Source organism: Parasutterella sp. (assembly GCF_057870745.1).
In genome coordinates this window covers 39,297-64,430 of sequence record NZ_DBMALT010000009.1, presented here as the reverse complement: position 1 = coordinate 64,430, position 25,134 = coordinate 39,297, and the positions used below count along the sequence as shown (strand labels likewise).

Here is a 25,134-nt window from a genome sequence, read left to right as displayed (position 1 = left end):
CAACCCCTAGCCCGGCTGCCTCTTTTTTTCTAAGGGAGGCAGCAAACGGGCTCTGATTTTTAAAGTTGACCTTAAGTTTTCCACAGCCGATTTACACGGCTTGTGGGAAACTTCCTCTCTGCTTGCAGTTGTCCATAACTGACCCCAAGGGAGCGCTTGGCCCCAGCACTGGCAGTAGCGACCGGGGTTGTTGTGGGCAACTGCAAGGGCCGAAAAGTTTATTTGAATAAACTTTTTGAGAAGATTGAACCGGTCATTTTGTTCCGAGTCGATCCGAGTTTTGTTTAAATCTCAAGTTTTCCATAGCCGCTTACAGCGGCTTGTGGGAAACTTCCTCTCTGCTTGCAGTTGTCCATAACTTCCCCCAAGGAAGCGCTTGGCCCAACACTGGCTGTAGCGACCGGGGTTTGCTGTGGGCAACTGCAAGGGCCGAAAAGTTTATTTGAATAAACTTTTTGAGAAGATTGAACCGGTCATTTTGTCCTGGGTCGATCCAGTTTTCAGATTAAATCTCAAGTTTTCCATAGCCGCTTACAGCGGCTTGTGGGAAACTTCCGCTTTGCTTGCAGTTGTCCATAACTTTCCCCAAGGGAGCGCTTGGCCCATCTCTGGCTGTAGCGACCGGGGTTTGCTGTGGGCAACTGCAAGGGCCGAAAAGTTTATTTGAATAAACTTTTTGAGAAGATTGAACCGGTCATTTTGTCCCGAGTCGATCCGGGTTTCAGATTAAATCTCAAGTTTTCCATAGCCGCTTACAGCGGCTTGTGGGAAACTTCCGCTTTGCTTGCAGTTGTCCATAACTTTCCCCAAGGGAGCGCTTGGCCCATCTCTGGCTGTAGCGACCGGGGTTTGCTGTGGGCAACTGCAAGGGCCGAAAAGTTTATTTGAATAAACTTTTTGAGAAGATTGAACCGGTCATTTTGTCCCGAGTCGATCCGGGTTTCAGATTAAATCTCAAGTTTTCCTTAGCCGCTTACAGCGGCTTGTGGGAAACTTCCTCTCTGCTTGCAGTTGTCCATAACTTTCCCCAAGGAAGCGCTTAGCCCAACACTGGCTGTAGCGACCGGGGTTGTTGTGGGCAACTGCAAGGGCCAAAAAGTTTGTACGTACAAACTTTTTGAACAGAGAGGTCAAAACTAACTTGTCTAGTAGGGAGACCGTGCAAACACTTACTTCAAAACAATTTTTATGTGCGATGTGTGAGGTCTCTGCCTGTACACAAGGAATACAATTTTCGATTCATATCTACCAAGGTCTAAAAATGTTAAGGAGAAATTTGTTTTTACTTTTGCCTCTAACGATGTTAATTCCGAATATTGTGCGCTCCGAAGAGTTGTGGACTGAAGAAGCTGAAAAGCGTGCTTTAGAAACTGTTCGTTCAATAATAAATAAAGGTTTTATTCCATCAGCTATTTCTGGAAACCTTCCAGTGAAAGTTTTCCTAAAGTATTTGGAACAGAATGCTTTGTACTTGAAGAATTACGCAGATGTTCTTTCAGACCTTGCATTAAAAACATCAAATAGAGAAGAATCTGATTTTCTGAGGAAAAGCTCTAAAGAGGCGGCTGCGTTGGTCGAGTATACGAAAGAACTATACGAGCACATTGGTAAGAAAAAATTTCCCACTATCATTAAACCTTGTATGGAGAACTCTGAGTACATTCAATTCGAATCAAATCTAGTACGTAATAGTTCTTTTAGTATTGGATTAGCATCTGTTTACCCCTGTTTTTGGGTTTACGGAGAAATTGGAAAAGCGATTCAAGCGAAAGCAATTTTAATTGAGAATCCCTATCACTCATGGTTGGAAGGTCTAGGGGGCCCACAGTATCTGAAAACCGTAGATCAAATTAGAGGTTTTTTGAACGAGCATGCAGTAAAACTTAAGGACAAGGAGAAAAATAAAATGACTGAGGCCTTCCTAAAAGGATGTAATCTGGAACAAAAATTTTTTGATTCTGCTTTTCACAACTAAATTCCTCTAGTTGCGTGCAAGGGCTTGTGGGCAACTGTAAGAGCTAAACAGTTGGTCTAAACCAACTTTTTGAAAACACCCTAGAAGTCAAAAGGCCTCCGAAGAGGCCCTTTGACTATGGTACTTTCTATGAATTATTTCCCGTTAAGTGCGTCCTTGAACATTTTCCCGGCTACAAATTTCGGCTGTCTAGAAGCCGGAATTTTGATTTCTTTGCCGGTGGCCGGATTGCGTCCGGTTCTAGCAGCACGTTCGGCAGATTTAAAAGTACCGAAACCGATCAACGCGATTTCATCTCCGGCCTTTACCGTTTTGACCACTTGGGCTATAAGAGCCTCTAAAATTTCTTTGACGTCGGCCTTGGATTTTCCGGTTTCTTCGGCAACGGCTGCAACCAATTCAGTTTTGTTCATTTCGTTTCTCCTTAAAAAATTGAAACTAGTTAGTAATATCTCGGGTTTTGGGGCTAATTTTATCTTGTTTCTCGGGCTCTTCTTCTTTCAACTTGAGAGTCCGTATTTTGCGGCTCCGGACAATTCGCATTCGGCCCGACAAATTTGAATTGTTCGGTGAGCACTTTCCTCAAAAATTGCTTTCGGGTTTCGCATTCTGAATACTGCCAGCGCAGACTCTCTACCAAACGAGAGTCGGAAAATAAACGAGGTTTGCTCAGCTGCTCTATGGCGTCCAAAACGTCCTTGGCTTCTATGAAAATAGCGACATCTCGGCGCCCGGCAAGTTCGGCCCGCTTTTCTTCAAGCCACTTCTTGACTGACTCGTTCATTTTCCTTCTCCGTTTTCTTTACCGCTGATCTTATTTTTAATCTATCTTTGTGCTGCGAAAGAAATTCATCAATCTCTTTGATATGCAGATCTATTTTTTGATTCAGCTGTTTCAAGACCGCCGGTATCCCAGCAATGTCTGACGGATTTAATTGTCCCGATTTATTCTGCTCATTCAAAACTCTGGCGATCTGGTTCAAGTTCACGCCGATCCGATTCAGTGAAAGAGTGGAGTCCGATATCAACCGATACTCTTTCGGATCAATTTGGGATTTATTCAAAAGCAATTCTCTGACAGCAGATACGATTAATGCCTGACGGGTTTGTCCTCTGACTGCCGCTAATTTCCCAATAGCCTCCATTTCACTTTTTGTCATTCTGAGCTTGATTGGAACCTTCTCCTCTTCACTGCCTTCTCTTTCAACATTAAGCGATACTTTTAGCTCCGGCAGATTAAGAGACTCCTTTATGACTTCTTTTATGACGAAGTGGGTGTAAGCAGAAAGATTCATATTGTTCAGCCGGGCAAGTTGCTTCCAGATCGCTTTTTCTTCCTGCGTCAGCCATACACTCATTGATGTTTTATCTTTATTCATACCAAGACTTAGGAGAACTATGCCCCTTTTTATCAAGCTTCTATGATTCGATTCAACGTCACATCTTCAGCCGGAACTTCTTCTTCCGTACCGTCCTCATATTTCACAACGACGAACCCGTCCAACGTTCTTTTTTTATAAAGCAGTTCGCATTCTCTGCCTTCAATCAGGCAAAGGATCATGGGTTTTTTATAAGTAGATTCTTCAGATTGCACCTGCAAAAAGTCATCCGCAGCGGTTTCAAGCTCTTCAGATTTCTCAGAATGTTCTTCTTCGTCGGATGTGGTCTTTTCCTCATAGTTGTCGATTGAACCGCATTCTTCCGGCTTATTCTCTGACTCTTCAGAGGCAACTATATCTTTCGTTGCTGGGGAGACTGAAGTATCTAAAACAGGTTCATCCGACACTTGGTCTGAAGGCTGAGATATATCTTCTTGGTCTTGAAATGTTTGTACGTACAAACTTTTTGGTTCAAACTTTCGGGCTTCAGCTTGACTGATTTTTTCGTTTTCGGCTACAAATTTCGCTGTCTCCTCGGGATATTCCTGCCAAGTTTTGAAAAGGGCATAAGCAGACTGAATACTACCGATTTTTTTTGAGGTTAACGCTTTTTTAATGCATTCTGGCAATTCCGGCCATACGGCATATTGAGAAACGATAGCCTTATTCAAACCCAATTTTTCGACTACTTCAGCTTGTTTATCACCGGCCTCCAACTGTCGGCATATAAACTCTGCGATTTCGACCACAGTCAGATTGGCTCTTTTAATGTTCTCGGCCATTTGGACATAACCGATTTCTTCCGGTTTGAGCGTCTTTTTGACAATTGCGCGGATTGTTTTGGTTCCGTTCAGCTTTACAGCCCGGAACCGTCTTTCTCCGGCAATGATGTAATACTCGCCATCTTTTTCCGGCGAAGGGCGCAGAACAATCGGCTGGATAAGGCCGTGTGCTTTAATGCTTTCTGCCAGTTCCTTTAATGCATCCTCGTCAAACTCTTTACGCGGCTGCTGAGGATCGGCTTTAATGACTTCGACCTCGACATCCCGCATTGTCTCCTCAGGTACGTCTGAGCGTCTGTGCGTAAAGTCTTTAGCTGCTTTATTGATATTGCCTAAGTTCAGATTTAATCCCATTTTCGTTTCCCTTATTAAGGTTCAGCAACAGGCTGAACATCAACTGCTATCAATTTGTCACTGTCTTCGGATTTCTTAATTTGAATTTGTTTCTGGGGCGTTAATCCGAGCTGCTTGAATATTGATACCCAAACTCTTGCCAGTTCGAGCGCTTCGCGTCTTGGTTTGCCGTTTTCACTGAAAAATACGGGACGGCAAAACTGCTGAGCTGCAGTGTATTCGCTTCTGTCATAGATGCAGCACACGCCTTCAAACTTTCCGGTTTTCGGCTCGTATTTCTTCAGAAGCAGATTTTGGGTTTGCTCAATGACCCATTCAAAGTTTTTCTTTTGGATGCCCTGCATCTTCACCATGCTCATCAGCAGTCCCAAAAATTCCAAGGAATTGTTCACGTTTTCTTGAATTACCTTTGCTCGCGCTAAGGTTTTTTCGACACCGCTGATGGATTCGGCTTTGACTTGGAAAGGAATCAGGTAATGCGTGCTGAGGCTTAATGCAATCAACTGGCGGACGTCCGCGCTCGGAGAGCAATCAATAATGCACAGATCAAACTTGTCGCTCACGGCGTCCAATGCCGAATAAAGATTTTGTGTGATTCCGGCTGCATCCCTCATGCTTTCCAATTCCAGCAGATTGTCGTCTCCGGGAATTACCATGAAGGGCGCTTCAGCCTTCACCGATCCGCCGTTTTTCATGATTAAACCGGCGGTTGTTTCGGTCGGAACGCACAAGCCTGAGTTAATCAGAATATCGCTTGTGTTTCTTTGCTGGTCTAAGTCAACAACAAGAACCCGGTTGCCGAGTTTGAAACGGCAGAAAAGCGCAAATTGCGTGGCGATAAATGATTTGCCTACGCCGCCTTTCTCATTGATGATTGCTAATGTTTTCATGGTACCCCCTTTTGTTAATCATTGATCTTTTTAAAAGCCGTGATTTCTTCAGAATAAAATGTCCAATTTCCTTTCTTCCATCCGGCGCTTCTTTGCAAGCCGCCTTTTAGCATGACTTCGTAAACCTCTTCCGAGTCGGGCTTAAATTTCGGGTATGCATTCCAGCCGCCGGGATCGAGCTCCGTTTGATTCTCTAATACCGCTTCAGCCGGGCGCGGTGAAAACTCTCTGTACGCAGCAATTTGATTTTCAAACCGAACCCAGTATTTATCTTTGGTAATTTTTCCGGTGCGGTATGATCCGTTTTTCAGCCTGACCAACCAATAATCGCATTCTCTGGTTTCACCGTTGATTGCCGGTTCCGTGTCCAGTCTTGGCGGTATGACTTCAGGCCATGCATTCCATTTGTGAGGCCGGTACGGAGGTTCTTTAAGAAGGTGCGCTCTGTCTGCAATTACATCAATCCGGCTGCCTGTAATACTTAAATCAGAAGGAACGCTGAATACCAAATTATTCGCATTTCGATTTTCATAAGCCGAGGCGAATATTTCCGGGAATGCTCCCTCGTTCTTCAGCAGTTTCGTGATGTATCCAATCAGTATCGGATCACAAAGCTCTTCAGGTTTAACAGTTTTGAAATCCATGTATTTCTCCTAGAGAGTGTTTTTTAACGGACGCCAAGCCACAACTTCTCTTGTGACCGGGTGAAGTAAAGCATCCTGAAAATCAAGGGTGAATGTCACATCATTGAAAAATGTTTCGTTCCAGTAGCCGCGGGTTTTAAAGAGCTGATTACTGCCTTCCGGACGGTAAGCAAACAAAACGACTTCAAATTGTTCCGGCAATGGATTGATCTGACCGGACTGAATCTGATCCCAGTCAATTTTTTTCCAATATTTATTAAGGTGATGGATTACGCAACGCACGGTTTTTCCTCCTTGGAAAGGGAAAAAAGTGTAGGATTAAGCGCTTTTGTTTTCCGATGGAGAATGCTTTCCGAAAGGAAGGTAGAGGCCCCTTTTGAGATGAAATCTTCTAATTTTCTTAAGGGAAGAAAAACACAGGGCTCGATGCGCCTTGGACAAGCGCCGAGCCCTTGAACAAGGAGATTAGTCGTGAAAGCTCGTGAAACTATACGACTATTTCTGCTCCTTATCGTGTTGAGGGAATTATCCGTCAGAGCTGACTTTGTTGTCAACTTTGAAGGCTCTGTTTCTTTGGCCGTAATTGGAGCAGCAGCGCTATTATTCTTAAATAAGGAATAGTGCTCGATGCCGGGACGGTTTTTTTGTTCCGGCATTTTTTCTGCTAAGAATGCAGAGAGAGATTCCGTCGGTTTCCTGTAAAATGCCCTACGCGGAATAAGCGGGCTTTCCGGGCGCAAAAGCCGGGCCCCGGCTGATTTCCTTGATTGTTTGTAAAAGAAAAGGTCGTTGTCGGCGGTATAAGATTCTCGCCGGGGATTCCCTGAAAGGGATGAAAGGCGGTACGGGTGTTCATTTCGACCCCGTAAAACGGCAACGGCCCAACTGCTGAGAACAGTCGAGCCGAAGTCAATCAAGGGAGCACTAGCGATGCAGTCGAAGAACTCGCTAATCTCCGTAGAGATATTAACACAAGTAAACAGAGAAGGCTTTACCTTCAAAGTTAAAGTTGCGGTGCCTTTGGCGCTGCTAGTGTTGATTATCTCGGCGGTCGCTGACAGTTGGTTTTCATAACCGTCAGCTGCGTTGAGGTTTAACGCAGGAAGTCCCGGTTCGGGGCTTCCGGCTGTTTTTTGTCTGTGGTTGTTCGGCATGACTGTCTCGGTTACTGTTTTTTGCGGAATAAAGGAAATTTCGTTCCGTGCAGGTCGATAAAAGAAATCTCAGTGAATAATTCCGAAGCTTGAAGCGCTTCGAGGCACATTCGGAATCCGTTTGTTTTTGAATCTATTTCCGGGCATTCTTTTCGGAATCCTTTGAGCGCTTTTTTAAAGAGATCGTCGTCCAGACAGGAAATCAAATACTGCTTCTCTCCCATTGATTCATAAATGAACCTGTCCAAAGACTTTTTCTGCTGTCTTGATTTCATTTTGTCCCTCTGTAACTTTCCCAGTTGAAAACGACAAAAGTGTTTGTCTCAAAGATCCGATCTACTGTGCGTTCGTCCAAGAATTCTTCTAAGGAATCTTCCCCACGCAGGGAAAGGTTGGAAATGAGGATCGTCGGCTTTAATTGTTCGTAACGGTCATTGATGATCGTGAAAAACAAGTCTTTTTCTCTCGGTGAAATCTCACGATTCGTACCGATTTCGTCGATGACCAAACAATCCAGTGCGGCAAGTTTTTTGAGATATTTTTTCTGAGAATCATCCGTCGAGTTCCATGTTGCCTTCACAGCCGTAAAGACTTGATCCAGAGACGTGTAAAGCGCTGCTTTCTTTCCGGCAATAATCTCTTTCAGCAAGGAACAAGCCAAATGCGTTTTTCCGGTTCCGGGGCGCCCGGTCAAAAGCAGTCCGTGCCCCGTTTTACGGTAATCCCCGAAACGCTTCACAAAGTCTCGGCAAAGGGTTACTGCGGCCCTTTGCCCGTCGTTCGTCACTTCATAGGTTTCAAAGGTTTGATCTGTGAATCTGGCAGGTATCAGCGCTTGGCCGAACGCGGCCTGACAGCGTTTTTCTGCTTCACAAAGCGGACAGCCGTTTGTGTAGCGCGTCCCTGAGGCATCCGTTATGGAGTACACGTAGGACGTACCGTGAACCGGACAGGTTTTGAAAGTCTTTTGGACGTTATCGGTATCAGATGACATGGCGTTCCTTGGGTTAGTAATCGTTGGGGTTAGCGTTCGTAATTCGGATCAAGGCTGTAGGAGCCGTCGGGATTCTTGATTAACCCTTCCGTCCAGTCTCTGTCCGAATACTTTTTTTTCTTCGGAACGTAATTCGGGTCGGGGCTCCAAGACCCGTCGGGGTTTTGAATCAGTCCTTCCGTGTAATCCCGCTCGGAATTTTTCTTCTTCCGACGTGTTTTAACGGTGACCGTTTCTCTTTCCAACGCGGAGATCACGTAAGCGATTGATCCCGAAAACATGGCCCCTTCAGAACGTTTTTGTTCTTTGCATCTGGCAATCAGCTGGTCAAAAGCCTCTTGATCGAACCGTGGAAGAACCTCGGAAAAAAGCGCATTGAAGCGGGTTTGATTTCTGTCTGAGCGCGAAACCCACGCTTCGAGAAACTTTTGGTCTAACCCGGAATCAACCAGAAGCGTTTTGGCTTCCTGAAGCGTCCATTTTTTTCCGGTAGAGAATTTTTCAATTTCGCGCGAATTTTGATTTTTAAAATTTTCAGTTTTTTCTTTAACCGATTCCGATACCGATTCCGATTTATTTTTTTTATTAATTAAAAAACTATCAGATATCGGATTAATCGGATTATCGGACGCGCATACGTGCGCACACGCGAGGGAGGGATAGTCTTCAGGATCAATATCCGGCGCATTCTGGAAATTTTCTGAATTCTCAACAAAATCAACAGGTTGAGATGCTTCGTTTGTAGCAAAATTTTCGTTTGCTAGGGTTTTGCCAGCAGTTTGCTTGGCGTTTGCTACAACTTTGCTAGGATTTTGCCAGCTGTTTGCTACGGTTTTGCTAGGAGTTTGGTAACTGTTTGCTAGAGGTTTGCTAGAGCTTTGCTTGGAGTTTGCTAGAACTTTGCCAGAAGTTTGCTTGGCATTTGCTACAACTTTGCTAGGATTTTGCCAGCCGTTTGCTACAGTTTTGCTAGGAGTTTGGTAGCGGTTTGCTACAGTTTTGCTAGAAGTTTGCTTGAAATCTTCCGGTTCTTCACAGATGGCTTGCTGCTCTTCCGGCACTTCGTCAGTAAGAAATTCTTCTTCCGAAACCGAAATATTTTGATTTTTCCGGTTCCGGGCTTTCGATAAGCCGCCTTTCATTCCGGCCAGAGCACGGGCGACTCGTTTTTGAACTTCTTTTTCAATTAATTGCTCTATGTTTAATTGATGCTCTTTTCTCTTCTCGATTTGACTCTCTATCCTTATGTCAACGAAAACATCGCCTTTCTTCGTGAAAAATTTATTAAGCACTTTGCCTAACGTCTTTTCATGAACAGGGGTATAAACTGGGTAGAGCCCTTCGATATCATCTTCTGATAATGGACTTCCTTTTAATGCGTAAGCTGAACGCAACTTAAAGAGGCAAGCAAGTTGAAGTTCCGGAAGCGATAAATAGTCCTGTGTATATTCTTCTGCTGATAGAAAGTAACAAGGACTTTCGAATTGATTGGATTTACTCATATTGCACTACCCGTTGCCTACAAAAATCAATTGCCTCGATATGAGTAAATCATAATAGTAAAAATTGAATTTGTACACTACGTACAAATTTATTTTTTTTATGTTGTAAAATATTGGTATAGTGATTCCCCGGAGATATTTTTATGGCTAAAACTATTTTTTGTTGTATTTTGGTTGCCCTTGCCTGCGGTTGCGTTCAAGCAGCCGATTCTTCCATAACGGACCTGAAGTCTGCTAACTTTCAACAATTAAAGTTAGAGGCTTCCTCGTTGGAGTTAAACGAACGGCAATGCAATAAAGATTACCTTTGGGAATTTCGAAACAGACTGACGGAGTTGCAATTTCAAAAAGTGATTGACTTTAAAACAAAGTACTCAGTGGATCGCTTGGTAGAGAAGCATCTCAAAAAATGTGTTGATGCAAAACTCTACAAATAAAAGTCTGAGTGGTTCGAGGAGTTTTGAGGAGCTAAAGTTCAGCCTACAGGCTTGTTCCTGTGCAAACGTATAACGCCCTAGCTAATATTTTTATTTTTGATAAATCCGTCAAACGTTGAGAAAAATCATCGGTTCGAATTTGATAGCCTCCTTCATAGTCAATGGAGATCAGACGAAGTAACTGTTCTCCGTTGACTTCTATCAGGTAAATACCCTCGCGTGTAAAAGTATTAACTCCAAAATCAAGGATCAAAGCATCGCCAATCTTACATTTCGATTTCAAAGAGTTATCTTCAACGACTACAAATCGCAAATTTTCTTCAGAAGTGGCTTTTAAAACTGACTTGATAAAATAATCACTCAATTTCATTTCTCCATCGAAAAGTGTAAAAGTTAGATTCGATGGAGTGACGCTGTTTAAACGATAGCTTCTTATCCTATTGAAAGAAGATTTCAAAAAATTATCAGATTCCTTAATTAGTTCAGTTTGAGGTTGATCGTGAACCACATCCATCCAACCCGGTTGGAGGTGTAGTTTCATTTCAATTTCTCGCGCAACCTCCGCTCCCATAACTCTTGGGGTTTTAGCGCTTGGCGGTTGAGATTTGTTTTTAATTTGATTAAAGGTTCCGTCATACCGTTTTCTTCCCAAAGCAGAATTGAGATTAGCGACGGACTTATACATAGAGATCAGCTCTATTAAATTTTTCCGACGGATTTCATGCACATCTGTCATTTCTTCACCTCTTAGAAAGATATAACAGAAGCTGTTTTTTGTTTATCCTTAGATGAGTTAATAAAATTTGTACTTTATGTATATTTTTTGTACATGGTTGTACAAATTCAGGTAAAATAAAAACATCAAAAATAAGGTGTAGCAATGAATTTGAAAGACTATTGTTCGTTTCTAAAAGAAGCTGGGGTTGCTGATCCTAGACGGTATTTAGCAACCGAGCTGGGGCTTTCTAAAGCGACGATTAACTCTTACATCTGCGGGCGTCGTTTAATTTCACCCGAGAATTGCCTGACATTGGTCAACCTTTCTCGTGGACACCTAACTTGTGAAGAGTTGCGTCCCGATATCCCTTGGAAGTTCGCTCAATTAGATAGAAGTAACGCTGAAACCGGCAGATTAAAAAAAGAGATTAAGCAGTATTTGAGCTGCCCCGGAGCAGAAGCGTTAACCGCTTGAACTTTGAAAATAAGAACAAGGAAAAGCAATGACAAACACAGGCTGCTTAAATTTGAGGGGAAAAGATGGAAGCCAATCTTCAATCACCGTTAGGTGTGTTTACCTTCCTGCTTCTTTTTTTAACGCTTGCTCTTCTGATTATCTGCGTACTGAACGCTTGTTTCTTCAAAGACCTTTCGCTTCTCAAATGGTTTCTCCTGTTTTTTCTCATTTCGCAGCTGTGCTGTTGGAAATTAGGAATATTGCCTTTTTGAATCCGTTACAACGGCAGTCTTCGATGGTGGTGGGTATGGATTGGTTTTATTTCCTTTTGGGAGCCTTTCTGGTATTAGGGATTAATTGTTTCTTTTGGTCTTCTGGACGAGATGATCTCACATCACCTTTTAACCTTCTTTTGGTTTTAATTTGTTTGTTCGGCCTAGCAATTTGCTGTCTGAAGCATGGTTCCTGTTCTGAAACTCAATCAAAGAAAAATAGCATCGAAAGTTCATGCAAGTTTCCGCCTGAACAAAAATATCCACACGCCCTAATTTTTGTGTCTCGGGTCTATCCGGCAGGTAATCAATTTCAAACTGCCAATCGGGAGAATGAGCTATGAGAGTTTTAGTTAGTTCTATCCGTTTAACTATTTGGCCCGTGTCAGTAAGGAGTCTGCCTGAGACACCGGAAATTGACAACACAATGACCTGCTCATTGTTTGCTTTCATGGATAGAAAGATTTTTCGACGCCAGCTGCCCTTATTTCCATCAGCTATTGCAGAGACGCTAAACATATTTCTGCGAATTTCATATCCGCCTTTAAAGGCATTGAAAAATAGAGCGATAAGTCCTGTTAGTCCACTTCCTGTGAGGAAAGCAATAATTGCCTCCACTTTTTTACTCCGGGTATTGGGTTTGGATTTTTTCCTGACAAATCAAATTCTACCCAGTACACCGGAGACCGATTTCGCGAGGAGGAGATGATGGCTGAGCAGAAATTCTTCTTCATCCTTCTTCTTTCCGGCCTTTGCTGTCTGGCAATTGCACCTTTATTCCTGTTCCAAAACAGCGAAAGAAACTCTGTGTCCTTTACCGCGCCCGGCCTAATGCTCATTGGCATTGCGTTTGTCCTTATTGGCTGCTGCGGTTTTGTGGGACTGGACAGTTACGGGGGCTGATATGAATGGTTTTCCAACAATCAATTTCCTCGGACTCTTAGTAAGAGAATTGAGACAAACACACACCCCCCGTTTGTCTTATTCCATCGAGGGTCCTTCAGCGCTAATAGTGTTTCTGAATACCGAGACCATTGATTGTCTTCTCGGGATTTTAAACATGAGAATGCTCTCTTCCTTGTTCAGAACATTGTCTGACTACTCAGCGGCGCTGCTTTTTATTCCTGATCGGAGGCTCTATGAGTAACTTCAGCCTCAATCAACTGAGACCTGAACAGGTCTGCGAGCGTCTCGGCTGCGGTAAAACCCAGTTATACAAATTGGTAAAAAACGACCCGACGTTTCCGAAACCGATTCAATTGTCCAGTAGATGGACATTTTGGTACGAGTGTGAAATAGACGCTTGGACGATAAAAAAAGCCGCTGAGCAGCAAGGCTTAAGCGTTGAAGCGATGACGGAACGACTAGCTAATGCAAGCGCTTTTTCCATGAAATTCAAAGAATTGATGGCAAACTGAAAATGAAAACAATAATCTCAAATCCCAAAACATTACTAGCCTTGGCAGCCGTCAGCGCCCTGCTGTCCGGCGCAGGTTTCAAAGTATTAGCCGATACGACGGACTATTCTCAGATTCCCGGTATGCCGAAGATCGAATTGATGACCGGCAATGACCGTTGGGGATGCGAAGTCCTGCTCTGCTTAGCCAATCCGAACGGACCGAGAGCCGTTAGCGAATGCCGTCCTCCGATAGACAAACTCTTTGACTGCCTTTCTTGGCGTCACCCATGCAAATTTCCATCCTGCCCGATGGCCGGAGACGGCAACTATGCGAAGCAGCTTTCTGACGGATTTGATCCTTGCATCCTTCAAGGGATGGAAGATGCTCCTCAAGGCTGGATCGTTGAAGGGAACATCAACGACAACAATCAGTTCAAAACTGACCGTCGGAAAAACAAACTACTTAGAAAAAATAATGCCAGCTACAACTGGGGCGGTGAGCACTGGTTCAAAGCAACCGAGGACTCTCCCGGACATTGGGGAGGCACTAAGGCTTGCGTTAAGGGCTATCAAGGCACTGCCTATGAGAGTTACGCCTGTTATGACAGCTCGGGAGACAGCAGCAGTTCTTCCGTTTGCTACCGCCCTGTCCGCGTCTATGAACAGGTGAAATGGCAACAGTATCAGTCCAGACGAGCCATTGATGTCTTCATCAACGGCAAAAACTGGACACGCGTGCATTGGTAAACATCCTCTTTAAAGGTTCATCATGGTTGAAATCACAGCTTCCGATATTTTCTGGATCGGACAAGTCAGCAAAATTTCGATAGGTCTAGGGTTATTAGGACTGACATGCTTTTATTTAAGTGTAATGGCTCTTTACTTAGAATCAGTTAGGTTCTTTGTCGCCTTTGTTCTAATACTTATTTTTTCTTTGATTGCATGGGTCTTTGTCCCAAGCTCCGAAACTTTGGCTGCAATGAAGGTTCTCCCGGCAGTAGTGAATAACCAACGAATACAAGGTGTTGCCGAAAACGCATTGGAACTGACGGAGCGGTTTCTGCAAGACAAACTGGAAACTTTGAAAAGCAAAGATAAATCGGGAGATAAAAAATGAGAATCAACAATGTGGAATACCCGAATGTTTCCATCCGCGTCATCGAATCCAAACGTGTTGTGGGTCTTACCGGGCCGAAGTCGATTCACCTTTATGAAGCAAATATCAAAAGAGGCGCAGTAATTCAGAAAAGAGCTTCTGAAAACATAGCCGAACTTCAGGACTGGATTCTTTTGAAGGTCGGAGGCCGATTGCGATCAGCGTAACAGTTAATGCCCGGAAGCAGACGGCCTGATTGACAGGCGCGGTTGCATCCTTGGCGGGACAATGCAGCCTCCGGGCACCAATTATTCTAATCGTCCCGCCCCGTTGAAAGAACGGTGACAGTTGATCTTTCGGTTCATAACAGTCTGCACAGAAAGTCCCGCCAGATTTTTTGAAATAAGAGTTATGAACAACAGACAAATCTCAAGGTTCGGACTTTCCTTCTTTAAGGACGGTTCGGCTTTTTGCGCCCTTTTTCCTCCTCAGTTTCTTTAGGAAAAGGCTTTCGGCTAACGAAAACCTTTTCCCAAACCAACTTCATTTCCTTAAGGAGGAAAAAATGACAAACGCAATTCACTTTCAACGAGTGACTATCCATCTCAAGAACGGAACAAATCTGGGTATCGACCTTCAAGCTGAAGATCCGCATAAGCCCGATCCGCAGATTGCCGCTTTCCAAAATGTCTTGGCCGATCCCGAATCCCAAGAGAAAGTTTTTACGTTCCAGGGAATTCGCGGCGTTAGCTGGGTTCGCATCAAAGAAGTAGTCGCTTTCGATGCAGTCCCTCTCATTTTTACGCCAGCTGAAAAAGAACCGGCACAGACGGCTCAGACCAAATAAATAGCACAACCCGAGGAGGTCTTATGAACAAAATCTTTAAAAAGGTATGGAATCGGAGACGGGGGTGCTTTGTCGCTGTTTCCGAAGCTATGTCTTCTGCCGCTCAAAGCTCAGGTAAAGCGACAGTTATAACCGCCGGTCTGGTATTGGGTCTTGTATCGACGCCTTCATACGCCATTTATAAGCATATTTATGCCGGAGAATCAACCGCCGGACAGAACCTAGACTATGCCGAACAGGATTATTCATTAAATTTGCACGGCAATTACACCGTTGGTGCGGGGTCCAATGTTTCTTGGTCTGTTCGAGGAAAAGCATCTTTTAATATCGGGCCAGACAACACCGTTACTACAGTAAACGGAAATCTTTTACTTCATTCATGGCACAGTGAAGATTTAGGGCATTTTACTTGGGACAGATCAAATTCCATTCTGGTTAATAGCACCGGATCTCTTTATATCGGTGACTACGACGAAATCGGCAACCTTACCCGAGGCGGAACTGACAAAAGCAATAACCTTACAGAATTTCGGTTGAAGGACTCTTCGTCCATAACTATCAACGGAAGAGGCTTCTCTAACACAACCTTTGTCCAAGAAGGCAACAGCGTTCTTTCTGTCAACGGCTCCGGGATGGTTTTTGACGGACCCTTCCATATCAATGGAAATTCACGCGTTGACGTCCACAACAATCTTCAAACCCGCAGCAATACTTACATGACCGGAGGAACTATCAATCCATATGGTAATTGGATAAATACCGGTTCATTTAATTTGCAGGGCGGGAATGTCAATGCCGGAAACGGCAACCTTATTAACAACGGAACTGTGACGCAAACCGGCGGAAACTTTTCTTCTAAGTTAACAGGCAGCGGCACCTATAACTATAACGGCGGTTCATTTAATGCCTCCAAAGTTTCGGGAGATATCGTCGTCAATATCGCTTCCGGTCTCGGGGCTTCTACATCGAACTTTGAAGGCGGAAACATCAACAACCGAGGAACTTTAACTGTCAACGGCGGCTGGTACAAGAATCTCAACAATTACGGTACTGCAAACTTCAACGGCAATGCAACAATTGCCAAAACCACTAACTACGGGACTATCAATAGTTATGGTGCAGTTAATTTCACGGATAAGTTAAATACTTCCGGAACGCTCAACACACATGACGGGGTGTGGTCTTTCGGGCCTTCCGGCGTTTTGGCAGTAAGCGGCGGAATTGTCCAAACCAACAACTCATTTAACATCTTCGATTCATTAGGGACGACTGCTCAACAAGAACTTCATTATGTTGGATTGAATTCGGTTTTACCGCAAGAAGTGAAATCCAGTTTGAATGATTTCTTCACTAAGTATGCCCCCGGTTCAATTGCTCAGAAACTAATTAATCATGCCTCGTTCACCGGCGGAAAAGTCATTGTGACCGGCGTCAATTTGACTCAGACCCAAGCGGCCGATTTAACAAAGGCATTCAAAGAACAGTTTTTTCGTCTTTCCTCGAAGGTTTCCGCCAGTGCTGTCTTAGGACAGTGCTGATGGAAACGTTTGAGTTTCTTTCCTAGGAGAAAAAACATATGAACAAAATCTTTAAAAAGATTTGGAACCAGTCCCGAGGATGCTTTGTGGCAGTTTCCGAAGCAATGACTAGCGCTTGCCAAAATTCGGGTAAAACGGCTGTCATTCTCAGCGGTCTCCTCTCTTTGAGTAATGTCTATGCTCTTACTACCGTCAATGGCAATATCGAGTTAGGTAATTTACGAGAAGATACGAAGCGCACCTTAGTCGATAGCTACGTCATCAACGGCAATGCCACAGCAAATGTTGCGGAACTAAATATCTCTTGGACATCCAAAAATTACAGAGACATGGAAAACCAGTCCCTGCAAGTCAATGGAAACTTGGATTCCAACTGTCCCCTTTTTGTAATTGCACATAGAGGAGATGGCGCCAGCCGTCTTTCCGGTGCCCTCTCTGTTCAAGGCAACCTAAATCTACACAGTGGCCTGTTACGAGTTGGAAGTGGCAACTCGAACAGCGGAGGTATTGTTACCTCATCTTTGAATGTTGGCGGGACTATCAACATCGCTTCAGGAGCAACCTTAGATAACCGACCGGATTATCACCATGTCCAGTTTCAATTAAATGCCGGTGCTATAGACAGTTCGGGCGTTTTTGATATTTCTTCCGTTGAATCTGGTGCGGCTAATGTGGGATACCTGACTGTTCGGGGAGGCAACTTCAGACAAGCCAGCAGTGTCCAAACTTATGTTGCCAATTCAATTGCACTCTTGGGTGGCACTCTCAACAATCAAGATTCTCTATACGTCGGTGGTAAAAACGGTAATTTTTCAGTTGAAAACACACTGACTTTGGCTGGTGGAGTCTTAGGCAACCGCACCTTATTGACCCAAGCAGGCGGAACTGTAAACGTTTCTGCCGGAAGCTACGACTTTACAACACTAAATAAATCGAACGGAACTTTAAACAATCAGTCCGTATTAAGCATTGTTAATTTCAATCAATCCAACGGATCTACTAACAACAATGGCAAACTGACGATTGGAAACGCCAATCTTTTCGGTTCACTGAATAATACCGATACGCTGACACTGACCGGCAATGTCACGAGCCGAGGAAATTTAACCAACAACGGAAATCTGAACAATCGCGGCAGCTGGACGGAAACCAACCGCGTCACGATTGCCGGAAATTTAAACAACACCGGCAGCGTTAATTTCCAGAACGGTTTCCAATTCGGAAACGGACGCCTGACCTCTTCAGGGACAATCCAGACAAATAACGCTTTCGACGTATTCGACTCTCTTGGTACGACCGGTCAGCAGGATCTGCATTATGTCGCTCTGAATTCAACGGTTCCGCAAGAAGCCAAAACAAGTCTCACGGACTTTTTCCTGAAGTATTTGCCGGGAACCGTTGCCAAGAGTTTGGCCGATCATGCGTCGTTTACGGGAGGAAAAGTCATTGTGACCGGCGTCAATTTGACTCAGACCCAAGCGGCCGATTTAACAAAGGCATTCAAAGAACAGTTTTTTCTCCAATCCTCGAACGTTTCCACCAGTGTCGTTTTCGGACGGTGCTGATGGAAACGTTTGAGTTTCTTTTTCCTAGGAGAAAAAACATATGAACAAAATCTTTAAAAAGATTTGGAACCAGTCCCGAGGATGCTTTGTCGCTGTTTCCGAAGCGATAACAGCTGCAAGGCAAAATACGGGGAAAGCCACCGTACTCATCGGTTCCATTGGTCTGTTGCTATCTGGATCTTCACAAGCCGCAGTTGTTATTAACGGGAATGTCCATGACGCCGACTCTCGGTTGCCCAATAAGTACAACCATATCTTCTTTATCAGTGAAGATACAACGATCAATGGCAATTTTGATTACAACCTTAGAACGACCACGACAGATTCACGTGATGATTTGCTAATCGGCTGTGTTTCTGACAACGAACACTTCTCTAACGTCAATTTGGTAGTCAACGGCACAACAACTTTTGGCCCTGAAACGTGGGTCTCTATCGGTCAAGTAGGAAACGGAAGCGCGAGTAATGTCAATGCTTCTTTAACAACCAGAGACCTAAATGTTTCCGGTTGGCTTTACCTCGGCTCCAGAGCTGTTAACTATCAATATGTCCCGTTAACTTCTCGCTTGGTTGTTAGCGGAACAATGAATTTGTACGGTTCGTTCTTTAATACCGGACATAAAACTGGTAGCGGACTGGGAACGGATGTCCATACCTCAGGTACAGGCAGTTTTAGCATCGGAACTCTTAACAATTGGGGAAACTTCAATCTCGCATCTAAAAACATGAATGTTTCCGGAGAAATTGGCCGTCTTAACATTAACGGAGGTTCATTTAACCAAAATTCCACCAATAATATTTATATCCGTGATGAACTTGTTTTGAACAGCGGCTCTCTAGTAACACAGCAACCAATTACCGTCGGCCAGAGAGCAGGCAATTTTTCAATAGGAAGATCCTTCGTTTTAGCCGGGGGTTCGCTTAATCAAACGGGTCTCCTGACACAAAAAGCGGGACAAGTTTCGGTAACCAATGGTTCTTATGCTTTTGGCACCATCAATAAAGAGAACGGTTCTCTAAGTAATTTTGGAACTCTATCTATCACTAATTTCAACCAGTCCGGAGGGTCAACTAAAAATTCCGGTACTTTAACCATCGGCAACTCAAATCTTGGCGGATCTCTTGAAAACATTGCCAGATTAACATTGACTGGAAACGTCAATACTCAAGGCAATCTTACAAGCACCGGAACGCTGACGAATAACGGCAATTGGACGGAAGCGAACCGCTTCACAATTGCCGGCAATCTGCACAACACGGGCAACATTAATTTCCAGAACGGGTTCCAGATCCAGAGCGGATTCATGACTTCTTCGGGAACCCTTCAGACGAATAATGCTTTTGATATTTTTGATTCTCTCGGCAAAGCAGGACAGCAAAACTTACGTTATGTCAGCCTTGGCTCTTCCGTTCCACAGGAAGTTAAGGTTAGCTTGACGGATTTCTTCCAGAAGTATTTGCCCGGCACACTTTCCAAGTCACTCGTTGGTCATGTTTCTTTAACGGGCGGAAAAGTCATCGTGACCGGCGTCAATTTGACTCAGACCCAAGCTGCGGATTTGGCAAAGGCATTCAAAGAACAGTTTTTTCGTCTTTCCCCGAAGGTTTCCGCCAGTGCTGTCTTAGGACAGTGCTGATTGAAACCTTTGGTTTCTTTTCCTAGGAGAAAACATATGAACAAAATCTTTAAAAAGATGTGGAACAAACGCCGAGGATGCTTTGTTGCCGTTTCCGAAGCAATGACAAGCGCGTGCCAGAATGCCGGTAAAGCAATGCTTATTTCTTCGGCTTTGGCTCCGTTTTTTATCTCAAGCAGCGTCAACGCTCTGGAAGTATTAAGCGGAGAAGTTGGAACGAATCAAATCAGAAGTCAAAATAAATACGGCGCAGTCTATGACAATGTGACCGTCAACGGGAACCTCACTCATTCCGCATCACAAGGTCCGCAATATTTGTATATCGGCTGCACCAATCGCAGTCAAGAAACTTTCCCTGATATAACCCTCACCGTCAACGGCAATCTGACAGTGGCAAACGACGGCTGGATGGCTCTCGGACATAACAATCAGGGCTCGACTCCTGCAAAAGGAACTTTGATTGTTAATGGGAATATGAATGTTTACGGAACCGTTAACGTCGGAGATCGCTCTACCTACCATAATTCATCTAGTGAAGCTCACGTAACCGTTACCGACACACTTACTATTGGTTCCGGTGGGTTCTTCCAAAACAACTCCGACGGTATCTACGGCTCCATCAATCTTAATTCTGAAATGAATATCGCAAATATCCGCAACAGGGGTATTTTCAGAATGTTGGGCGGTCAGTCTGTTGTCGGAAATTTTGGCAATCTCTTCCAAGAAGCGGGAACTTTTCAACAAACCGCGAATAATACTTACCACTTCACTGGAGCCGTGCGTTTAAACGGCGGAAGCCTCAATACAGCGGATTCCATCGTAATCGGACAGAGAATCGGGAAGTTTTCAATCGGAGACTCGTTGATCCTTTCGGGTGGAAACTTGGTAAACCGTGCGCTCATTACTCAGAAAGCAGGGAACTTTGTTGTTGAAAAAGGCAATTACAGCATCGAAACAATTAACAAGGAGAACGGAACATTAAGCAACGCAGGTACGTTGTCTATTACAAATTTCAACCAGTCCAACGGCACGACGGCTAATTCCGACAACCTCTCGATAGGAAATTCCAATTTGGGAGGTTCTCTTAATAATACAGGCACCTTAACTCTCACTGGGGACGTTATCAGCCGAGGAAACCTTACCAACAACGGAAATCTGAATAACCGGGGCAACTGGACGGAAACGAACCGCTTTACGATTGCCGGGAATCTCAACAACTCCGGCTTTGCCAATTTCCAGAACGGTTTCCAATTCGGAAACGGACGTCTGACCTCTTCCGGGACAATCCAAACGAATAACGCCTTGGACGTATTCGATTCTCTTGGTAATTCCGGTCGGCAGGATCTTCATTACGTCGCGTTAGGTTCGACGACTCCCCAAGAAGTGAAAGCCAGCCTGACTGATTTCTTCCAGAAATATTTGCCGGGCACAGTCGCTAAAACGCTTGCCGATCATGCCTCGTTTACGGGCGGAAAAGTCATCGTGACCGGCGTCAATTTGACTCAGACCCAAGCTGCGGATTTGGCAAAGGCATTCAAAGAACAGTTTTTTCGTGTCTTTGCTATCTAACATTGGACTTTTTGAAGAAAATGATTGCAGCCGATACCACAATATCATCCGTGAAAAAGAACCCGGCCCTTGCTTACCTTTCAAGGTTGGGCTCCTCACGCTCGGTTATCACGATTTCCAATTGCTTGAAGCACATTGCCAATATCTTAGGCGCAAAAGATATTGAGTCTGCGGACTGGTCAAAATTGAAGCGCACTCATTGGACCGAAATCCAAAAGAAATTGTCGGCTCAGGGTTGCTGCGGATCGACCCAGAATCTCTACCTGACAGCATTCAAAACCGTAGCAAAGGAGGCATGGACCCTCGATCAGCTGCCTCAGTCGTCTTACCTGAAAATCCAAGCATTAAAAGGCGTTAAATATGAACGTCTTCCTAAAGGCCGAAGCCTGACAATCAAGGAAGCCGCAGGGCTCCTTAAGGCTTGTGACGACGGCACAAACCAAGGGAAACGGGATATGGCTTTATTTGCGTTAATGCTCGGCTGCGGCTTGAGAAGGGCTGAATGCGTTCAGTTGGAAATGAAAAATTGGGATTGCATAGGCAGATCCTTTTGTTTTATAGGAAAGGGAAATAAAGAACGTCGCGTTTTTTTGCCGAAAAAATTGAACCGGATTATCGACGAATGGCTAATGGTTCGAGGATTGGAAGACGGTATTTTCTTTCCCCGAATCTGTCCCGGTGCAGATAACAGTAAGTTCATTTTTAGAAAAATGCAGCCCTCATCCATCTACAGGATTCTTCAAAAGAGAGCTGAATTAGCACTTATCGGTAAAGTGCGCCCTCATGACTTGCGCCGAACTTTTGCGACCCGGATGCTGGAACAGGGCTGTGATCTTTTTATTCTGCAAAGAGCGATGGGGCATACGTCGGTTGCGACTACCGCCCGCTATGACTTTCGTTCGGAAACCAGCCGGGAAAAAGTTTGCAAGAATCTGGAAGTTTTCGGCTGACGCCTACTTTTCAAGATTTTGAGAACCTTTCTTCAGCCGTTTACGCATGGCTTGCATCCGCTTAATTTGCTGCTGTTTTACCTCATTTAGCTGACGCAGTGTTTTCTGCTCGGCGCTCTCTACAGGTTCGAGCTTAGAGTAATAATCCTGCATTTTTCTGCCGAGGTGCTGCTCCTCGGCATAGGAAGAATCAAGAAGTTTCCTCGACGCTTGTTCAGCTAAATAAGCAACTGTCTTTCGCGTTTTTTTAGTTTTTTGAATGGAGGGGGAGTCCGGTATTGTTTTTCCATCCCTAAAGGCAGAATGAACTTTTTCAACCTGAGCTTGCTGCCGTTTCAAAAGTTCTCGCTTTTTGGCTATGGCATAGACTCGAGCTCGATCTTGTTCAGACATTCGGCGATTATTTAAAACATGGTGCTCCGCCTGAGAAATTCCCTGTTGTGTCTTTCCTCTTGACCACCTCCGGGTCGCATTGGCTTCGATGCCGTTTTTAAGGAGACAAGCGGCAAAATGCTCACGCATTGCCGAAAGCTCGTCGTTTGCCAGATGAATCCTTTTGCCCTCTCGGTTTTTTGTACGAAGAAGAACGTGACAGTGGGGCTGAGTAGTTTTTTTATCGTTCCCGGGCAAATGGAAAGCCAGCAGATAGTCGTATCCGTCAAGCATATCCTCGGCCCATTGACTGCAAGCTCTCTTGAATTTTTCTTCGTCAGTTCCGGCGGGCATCGAAAGTATGACTCTTCTGGCGTGGCCTCTTTTAGATGTTCCGTCTCCCATTTCTGAAAGCAGCTTCCACTCATAGAGAACTTTTCGATATTCCGCTTTTCCCTGCAAACAGTTTCCGCTCTGGTCGATCAGTTCAATGTCTCCGTTTCGCGCAATGTAATCGGCTGCTTTTATCGTGTGAAGATAACTTTTTATGTTTGCCTGTCCGAAACGAAACATGACCTCGGCGCGCCTATCGACAACACCTTCGGCTTTAACCTTGGAGCTAAGGGCTGAAAATCTGAAGGCTGCTGTGTTTGAAACTTTCTCAAACCCTTTGAAAATGCGTGCTTTTCGGGCACGCATCGGATCAGGAAAAAGATCGTCAAGAAACGGATTCTTATTGGAGGCCATTATTAATTACCTTTGCCTTATTGATTTCCTGCAAAATGAATTTTTGCTGGCTTTCAATAAAGGAACTCAAAGTGCTTTTGCCGGACTCCACGTCCCTAAGTTTTCTTTCAAAGACAGCCGTAAGGATCGGGTTGCGGACGAGCTCGGGCACGAGCTTCAGCAATTCAATTCCGTCTGAAGAGGCGCAGATTTTTTTGCCTTTCGTCTCCAAATAACCTTTTCTTTTCAGTTCGCTGATAATCGCTGCTCTGGTTGCCGGTGTGCCGATCCCGTCGCCCTCCTTCAGATATTTTTTATATTCCGGGTTGTCCACTACAGTATGAATTTTTTCCATAGCTGCAATCAGAGTACCCTCGGTGAAATAGGCTGGCGGCTTGGTAAGTTCGTTTTTCGTTTCAGTCTTTAGGACTTTCAGAATGTCTCCGTTTTTTACAGAAGGAAGAATCTGATCGAATTCGGTTTTATCGTTGTCCGGGTCAGCTTGATTTTGGTAAACGACTTTCCAGCCAAGCGCGGTAACGTTTTTTCCTTTGCCGATGAACGTCTCACCTCCTAGTTCCAAGTCGATGGAGCAAGAATTAAATTGATGAATCGGGAAAAATTGAGCCAAATATCGGCGTCCGATCAGTTCATAAATCTTTTGTTCCTTATCGCTTAATGCCGTCCAGTCAACCGGCAGCTGCGTCGGGATAATTCCGTGGTGAGCAGTTATCTTCTTATCGTTCCAAGTTTGAGACTTAACAGTCGGATCGGCTTTTAAGACCAACTCCTTCAGCTTGGGGCAAGTTTTCGCAATGGCTGCAAGGACTTTAGGCGCGTCACTAAACTGAGATTCCGGCAAGTATTGACAATCGCTTCTGGGATAGCTTGCTGCTTTATGAATTTCATACAGACTTTGACAGGTATCCAGTGTTTCCTGAGCAGAAAAACCGTATTTGTTGCTTGCTTCTAGCTGAATGTCCGCGAGCGAAAAGGCCCGGGGCTGAGCCAGCTTTTTGGGCACGGTTTCCGTCTTTCTGACAACCGCCGTTTTTATCGGTTTGAGCTTGTCTGACAAACTCTTTGCGACTGCCGGATTCACCAGTCGGCCTTCAGAGTCCAAACCTTTCTGAACGTCCGACGGTTTCCAGAGCGCTGTAAAACTGCCGCGCCCGGAGGAAACTTCAGCTTTTAAAACAAAATAAGGGACAGCCTTAAAATTTTTAATTGTTTTGTCTCTTTCGGCTACTAAGGCAAGCGTAGGAGTTTGGACGCGCCCCACGGCAATGAGTTTCCTTTCCTTAGCTCCGTGAGTAAGCGTTAAAACCCGGGTCAGATTCATTCCCAGCAGCCAATCGGCTCTGGATCGGCCGAGCGCTGCAAGCTTCATTCCCTGAAATTGGCTATTCGGCTTAAGAGATTTCAAGCCTTTTTTAATGGACGCCGGATCTTGTGCGGAAACCCAAAAACGACTGACGGGTTTTCGGCATTTGTAAAACTCCAAGATCTCATCAACAAGGAGCTGACCCTCTCTGTCCGGGTCGCCGCAATTAACAATGCTGTCGCATTTACCCAAAAGTAATTTTATTGTTTTGAGCTGAGCCTTGACGCCTCTGTCCGGTTTTACGTTGAGTTTCCATACTGAAGGGAAGATCGGCAAATCCTGCATACGCCAAATTTTTCCGCCTTTCTTGGTGACTGGAACGTCATCAGGTGTGTAAGCATCGGGGCCCGCCTGTTCCAAAAGGTGGCCGAAGCACCAAGTGACGGTATTGCCGCCGTTGCATTCGTTAAAACCGGCTCCCTTTTTTACAATTCCCAACTCTGCACAAATAGCTTTGGCAACAGAGGGTTTTTCCGCAATCCATAATTGCATAGC

30 protein-coding genes are annotated in these 25,134 nt (G+C 44.6%); 15 read left to right on the top strand and 15 right to left on the bottom strand.

The features are described 5' to 3' along the window. The first annotated feature begins 884 nt into the window (after positions 1 to 884). Positions 885 to 1,043 carry a hypothetical protein gene (locus tag ACZND6_RS04035; protein WP_486865610.1) on the top strand — a complete coding sequence of 53 codons (159 nt, stop codon included), beginning with the start codon at positions 885 to 887 and terminating at the stop codon, positions 1,041 to 1,043. Between the two features lie 116 nt (positions 1,044 to 1,159). Next, on the top strand, positions 1,160 to 1,975 hold the full coding sequence (locus ACZND6_RS04030) for a thiaminase II/PqqC family protein (protein WP_486865611.1): 816 nt from the start codon (positions 1,160 to 1,162) through the stop codon (positions 1,973 to 1,975). 134 nt (positions 1,976 to 2,109) lie between these two features. Here ACZND6_RS04030 and ACZND6_RS04025 read toward each other — a convergent pair whose 3' ends face one another. Genes ACZND6_RS04025 through ACZND6_RS03975 form a run of 11 tightly spaced genes read right to left on the bottom strand, consistent with a single transcriptional unit; the run spans position 2,110 to position 9,674 of the window. Further along, on the bottom strand, positions 2,110 to 2,427 hold the full coding sequence (locus tag ACZND6_RS04025) for an HU family DNA-binding protein (protein WP_418533468.1): 318 nt from the start codon (positions 2,425 to 2,427) through the stop codon (positions 2,110 to 2,112). A gap of 20 nt (positions 2,428 to 2,447) precedes the next feature. Next, positions 2,448 to 2,759, bottom strand: coding sequence for a hypothetical protein (locus ACZND6_RS04020; protein ID WP_008812115.1), 312 nt, complete (start codon positions 2,757 to 2,759; stop codon positions 2,448 to 2,450). Further along, positions 2,731 to 3,354, bottom strand: a complete 624-nt coding sequence (gene mobC, locus ACZND6_RS04015) for a plasmid mobilization relaxosome protein MobC (RefSeq protein WP_155166042.1) — start codon at positions 3,352 to 3,354, stop codon at positions 2,731 to 2,733. The genes ACZND6_RS04020 and mobC overlap by 29 nt, the downstream gene beginning before the upstream one ends. Before the next feature lie 32 nt (positions 3,355 to 3,386). Further along, positions 3,387 to 4,490: a ParB/RepB/Spo0J family partition protein gene (locus ACZND6_RS04010; protein WP_486865612.1), complete on the bottom strand. Its 1,104-nt coding sequence runs from the start codon at positions 4,488 to 4,490 to the stop codon at positions 3,387 to 3,389. A gap of 14 nt (positions 4,491 to 4,504) precedes the next feature. After that, a complete protein-coding gene (locus ACZND6_RS04005; RefSeq protein WP_155168329.1) occupies positions 4,505 to 5,380 on the bottom strand; it encodes a ParA family protein in 876 nt (291 codons plus the stop codon). A 14-nt stretch (positions 5,381 to 5,394) separates the two neighbouring features. Next, positions 5,395 to 6,024 (bottom strand): hypothetical protein, encoded by a 630-nt coding sequence (locus ACZND6_RS04000; protein ID WP_149879676.1) that lies wholly within the window; start codon positions 6,022 to 6,024, stop codon positions 5,395 to 5,397. Positions 6,025 to 6,033: 9 nt separating this feature from the next. Beyond that, positions 6,034 to 6,306 carry a hypothetical protein gene (locus ACZND6_RS03995; RefSeq protein WP_149879677.1) on the bottom strand — a complete coding sequence of 91 codons (273 nt, stop codon included), beginning with the start codon at positions 6,304 to 6,306 and terminating at the stop codon, positions 6,034 to 6,036. Further along, on the bottom strand, positions 6,294 to 7,178 hold the full coding sequence (locus tag ACZND6_RS03990) for a hypothetical protein (protein WP_149879678.1): 885 nt from the start codon (positions 7,176 to 7,178) through the stop codon (positions 6,294 to 6,296). The genes ACZND6_RS03995 and ACZND6_RS03990 overlap by 13 nt, the downstream gene beginning before the upstream one ends. Before the next feature lie 11 nt (positions 7,179 to 7,189). Then, positions 7,190 to 7,453 (bottom strand): hypothetical protein, encoded by a 264-nt coding sequence (locus ACZND6_RS03985; RefSeq protein WP_149879679.1) that lies wholly within the window; start codon positions 7,451 to 7,453, stop codon positions 7,190 to 7,192. Further along, positions 7,450 to 8,172 carry an ATP-binding protein gene (locus ACZND6_RS03980; protein ID WP_149879680.1) on the bottom strand — a complete coding sequence of 241 codons (723 nt, stop codon included), beginning with the start codon at positions 8,170 to 8,172 and terminating at the stop codon, positions 7,450 to 7,452. Before ACZND6_RS03980 ends, ACZND6_RS03985 begins: the two co-directional genes overlap by 4 nt. A gap of 29 nt (positions 8,173 to 8,201) precedes the next feature. Continuing rightward, complete coding sequence (locus tag ACZND6_RS03975; protein ID WP_486865613.1) at positions 8,202 to 9,674, bottom strand: hypothetical protein; 1,473 nt, start codon at positions 9,672 to 9,674, stop codon at positions 8,202 to 8,204. Between the two features lie 143 nt (positions 9,675 to 9,817). On the opposite strand from ACZND6_RS03975, the gene ACZND6_RS03970 reads away from it, so the two are divergent. Then, entirely contained in the window at positions 9,818 to 10,111 is a 294-nt protein-coding gene (locus ACZND6_RS03970) for a hypothetical protein (RefSeq protein WP_008812105.1), read from the top strand. A gap of 43 nt (positions 10,112 to 10,154) precedes the next feature. Here ACZND6_RS03970 and ACZND6_RS03965 read toward each other — a convergent pair whose 3' ends face one another. After that, complete coding sequence (locus ACZND6_RS03965) at positions 10,155 to 10,847, bottom strand: hypothetical protein (protein ID WP_008812104.1); 693 nt, start codon at positions 10,845 to 10,847, stop codon at positions 10,155 to 10,157. A 144-nt stretch (positions 10,848 to 10,991) separates the two neighbouring features. On the opposite strand from ACZND6_RS03965, the gene ACZND6_RS03960 reads away from it, so the two are divergent. Further along, positions 10,992 to 11,303 (top strand): YdaS family helix-turn-helix protein, encoded by a 312-nt coding sequence (locus ACZND6_RS03960; protein ID WP_279175310.1) that lies wholly within the window; start codon positions 10,992 to 10,994, stop codon positions 11,301 to 11,303. A gap of 383 nt (positions 11,304 to 11,686) precedes the next feature. Here the strand turns inward: ACZND6_RS03960 and ACZND6_RS03955 are convergent, their stop codons facing one another. Beyond that, complete coding sequence (locus ACZND6_RS03955; protein WP_489524403.1) at positions 11,687 to 12,175, bottom strand: hypothetical protein; 489 nt, start codon at positions 12,173 to 12,175, stop codon at positions 11,687 to 11,689. Positions 12,176 to 12,265: 90 nt separating this feature from the next. Here ACZND6_RS03955 and ACZND6_RS03950 point away from each other — a divergent pair, with 90 nt between their 5' ends. The 11 genes from ACZND6_RS03950 to ACZND6_RS03900 all read left to right on the top strand — a co-directional run bounded on the left by ACZND6_RS03950 (position 12,266) and on the right by ACZND6_RS03900 (position 22,157). Continuing rightward, on the top strand, positions 12,266 to 12,460 hold the full coding sequence (locus ACZND6_RS03950; protein WP_173020606.1) for a hypothetical protein: 195 nt from the start codon (positions 12,266 to 12,268) through the stop codon (positions 12,458 to 12,460). 236 nt (positions 12,461 to 12,696) lie between these two features. Beyond that, complete coding sequence (locus ACZND6_RS03945) at positions 12,697 to 12,975, top strand: helix-turn-helix transcriptional regulator (RefSeq protein WP_149879688.1); 279 nt, start codon at positions 12,697 to 12,699, stop codon at positions 12,973 to 12,975. A 2-nt stretch (positions 12,976 to 12,977) separates the two neighbouring features. Further along, positions 12,978 to 13,703, top strand: a complete 726-nt coding sequence (locus tag ACZND6_RS03940; RefSeq protein ID WP_173020605.1) for a hypothetical protein — start codon at positions 12,978 to 12,980, stop codon at positions 13,701 to 13,703. A 22-nt stretch (positions 13,704 to 13,725) separates the two neighbouring features. Beyond that, on the top strand, positions 13,726 to 14,073 hold the full coding sequence (locus ACZND6_RS03935; protein ID WP_155166052.1) for a hypothetical protein: 348 nt from the start codon (positions 13,726 to 13,728) through the stop codon (positions 14,071 to 14,073). After that, complete coding sequence (locus tag ACZND6_RS03930) at positions 14,070 to 14,279, top strand: hypothetical protein (protein ID WP_155166053.1); 210 nt, start codon at positions 14,070 to 14,072, stop codon at positions 14,277 to 14,279. Before ACZND6_RS03935 ends, ACZND6_RS03930 begins: the two co-directional genes overlap by 4 nt. A 338-nt stretch (positions 14,280 to 14,617) precedes the next feature. Beyond that, on the top strand, positions 14,618 to 14,899 hold the full coding sequence (locus tag ACZND6_RS03925; RefSeq protein ID WP_155166054.1) for a hypothetical protein: 282 nt from the start codon (positions 14,618 to 14,620) through the stop codon (positions 14,897 to 14,899). A 23-nt stretch (positions 14,900 to 14,922) separates the two neighbouring features. Further along, the gene (locus ACZND6_RS03920) at positions 14,923 to 16,437 is read left to right on the top strand and encodes an ESPR-type extended signal peptide-containing protein (protein ID WP_489524402.1); all 1,515 of its coding nucleotides are present in this window, start codon (positions 14,923 to 14,925) and stop codon (positions 16,435 to 16,437) included. A 38-nt stretch (positions 16,438 to 16,475) separates the two neighbouring features. Next, positions 16,476 to 18,002 (top strand): ESPR-type extended signal peptide-containing protein, encoded by a 1,527-nt coding sequence (locus ACZND6_RS03915; protein WP_487713909.1) that lies wholly within the window; start codon positions 16,476 to 16,478, stop codon positions 18,000 to 18,002. Between the two features lie 40 nt (positions 18,003 to 18,042). After that, positions 18,043 to 19,638 carry an ESPR-type extended signal peptide-containing protein gene (locus tag ACZND6_RS03910; protein ID WP_487713908.1) on the top strand — a complete coding sequence of 532 codons (1,596 nt, stop codon included), beginning with the start codon at positions 18,043 to 18,045 and terminating at the stop codon, positions 19,636 to 19,638. A gap of 36 nt (positions 19,639 to 19,674) precedes the next feature. Then, positions 19,675 to 21,207 carry an ESPR domain-containing protein gene (locus ACZND6_RS03905; RefSeq protein WP_486865601.1) on the top strand — a complete coding sequence of 511 codons (1,533 nt, stop codon included), beginning with the start codon at positions 19,675 to 19,677 and terminating at the stop codon, positions 21,205 to 21,207. Positions 21,208 to 21,227: 20 nt separating this feature from the next. Beyond that, positions 21,228 to 22,157 (top strand): tyrosine-type recombinase/integrase, encoded by a 930-nt coding sequence (locus ACZND6_RS03900; protein ID WP_155165678.1) that lies wholly within the window; start codon positions 21,228 to 21,230, stop codon positions 22,155 to 22,157. Positions 22,158 to 22,160: 3 nt separating this feature from the next. Here the strand turns inward: ACZND6_RS03900 and ACZND6_RS03895 are convergent, their stop codons facing one another. Next, the gene (locus ACZND6_RS03895) at positions 22,161 to 23,276 is read right to left on the bottom strand and encodes a relaxase family protein (protein WP_155168124.1); all 1,116 of its coding nucleotides are present in this window, start codon (positions 23,274 to 23,276) and stop codon (positions 22,161 to 22,163) included. Then, positions 23,263 to 25,131, bottom strand: a complete 1,869-nt coding sequence (locus ACZND6_RS03890; protein WP_487713907.1) for a DNA topoisomerase 3 — start codon at positions 25,129 to 25,131, stop codon at positions 23,263 to 23,265. The genes ACZND6_RS03895 and ACZND6_RS03890 overlap by 14 nt, the downstream gene beginning before the upstream one ends. Between the last annotated feature and the right edge of the window lie 3 nt (positions 25,132 to 25,134).

Bases quoted from the DNA above. Each gene is read 5' to 3' on its own strand.
- ACZND6_RS04010 (WP_486865612.1), bottom strand. From the start codon at position 4,490: ATGGGATTAAATCTGAACTTAGGCAATATCAATAAAGCAGCTAAAGAC.
- ACZND6_RS04005 (WP_155168329.1), bottom strand. From the start codon at position 5,380: ATGAAAACATTAGCAATCATCAATGAGAAAGGCGGCGTAGGCAAATCA.
- ACZND6_RS03915 (WP_487713909.1), top strand. From the start codon at position 16,476: ATGAACAAAATCTTTAAAAAGATTTGGAACCAGTCCCGAGGATGCTTT.
- ACZND6_RS03965 (WP_008812104.1), bottom strand. From the start codon at position 10,847: ATGACAGATGTGCATGAAATCCGTCGGAAAAATTTAATAGAGCTGATC.
- ACZND6_RS03890 (WP_487713907.1), bottom strand. From the start codon at position 25,131: ATGCAATTATGGATTGCGGAAAAACCCTCTGTTGCCAAAGCTATTTGT.
- ACZND6_RS03985 (WP_149879679.1), bottom strand. From the start codon at position 7,453: ATGAAATCAAGACAGCAGAAAAAGTCTTTGGACAGGTTCATTTATGAA.
- ACZND6_RS03960 (WP_279175310.1), top strand. From the start codon at position 10,992: ATGAATTTGAAAGACTATTGTTCGTTTCTAAAAGAAGCTGGGGTTGCT.
- ACZND6_RS03910 (WP_487713908.1), top strand. From the start codon at position 18,043: ATGAACAAAATCTTTAAAAAGATTTGGAACCAGTCCCGAGGATGCTTT.
- ACZND6_RS03980 (WP_149879680.1), bottom strand. From the start codon at position 8,172: ATGTCATCTGATACCGATAACGTCCAAAAGACTTTCAAAACCTGTCCG.
- ACZND6_RS03905 (WP_486865601.1), top strand. From the start codon at position 19,675: ATGAACAAAATCTTTAAAAAGATGTGGAACAAACGCCGAGGATGCTTT.
- ACZND6_RS03900 (WP_155165678.1), top strand. From the start codon at position 21,228: ATGATTGCAGCCGATACCACAATATCATCCGTGAAAAAGAACCCGGCC.
- ACZND6_RS03920 (WP_489524402.1), top strand. From the start codon at position 14,923: ATGAACAAAATCTTTAAAAAGGTATGGAATCGGAGACGGGGGTGCTTT.
- mobC (WP_155166042.1), bottom strand. From the start codon at position 3,354: ATGAATAAAGATAAAACATCAATGAGTGTATGGCTGACGCAGGAAGAA.
- ACZND6_RS03925 (WP_155166054.1), top strand. From the start codon at position 14,618: ATGACAAACGCAATTCACTTTCAACGAGTGACTATCCATCTCAAGAAC.
- ACZND6_RS03970 (WP_008812105.1), top strand. From the start codon at position 9,818: ATGGCTAAAACTATTTTTTGTTGTATTTTGGTTGCCCTTGCCTGCGGT.
- ACZND6_RS03945 (WP_149879688.1), top strand. From the start codon at position 12,697: ATGAGTAACTTCAGCCTCAATCAACTGAGACCTGAACAGGTCTGCGAG.
- ACZND6_RS03930 (WP_155166053.1), top strand. From the start codon at position 14,070: ATGAGAATCAACAATGTGGAATACCCGAATGTTTCCATCCGCGTCATC.
- ACZND6_RS03935 (WP_155166052.1), top strand. From the start codon at position 13,726: ATGGTTGAAATCACAGCTTCCGATATTTTCTGGATCGGACAAGTCAGC.
- ACZND6_RS04020 (WP_008812115.1), bottom strand. From the start codon at position 2,759: ATGAACGAGTCAGTCAAGAAGTGGCTTGAAGAAAAGCGGGCCGAACTT.
- ACZND6_RS03895 (WP_155168124.1), bottom strand. From the start codon at position 23,276: ATGGCCTCCAATAAGAATCCGTTTCTTGACGATCTTTTTCCTGATCCG.
- ACZND6_RS04000 (WP_149879676.1), bottom strand. From the start codon at position 6,024: ATGGATTTCAAAACTGTTAAACCTGAAGAGCTTTGTGATCCGATACTG.
- ACZND6_RS03940 (WP_173020605.1), top strand. From the start codon at position 12,978: ATGAAAACAATAATCTCAAATCCCAAAACATTACTAGCCTTGGCAGCC.
- ACZND6_RS03975 (WP_486865613.1), bottom strand. From the start codon at position 9,674: ATGAGTAAATCCAATCAATTCGAAAGTCCTTGTTACTTTCTATCAGCA.
- ACZND6_RS03990 (WP_149879678.1), bottom strand. From the start codon at position 7,178: ATGCCGAACAACCACAGACAAAAAACAGCCGGAAGCCCCGAACCGGGA.
- ACZND6_RS03950 (WP_173020606.1), top strand. From the start codon at position 12,266: ATGGCTGAGCAGAAATTCTTCTTCATCCTTCTTCTTTCCGGCCTTTGC.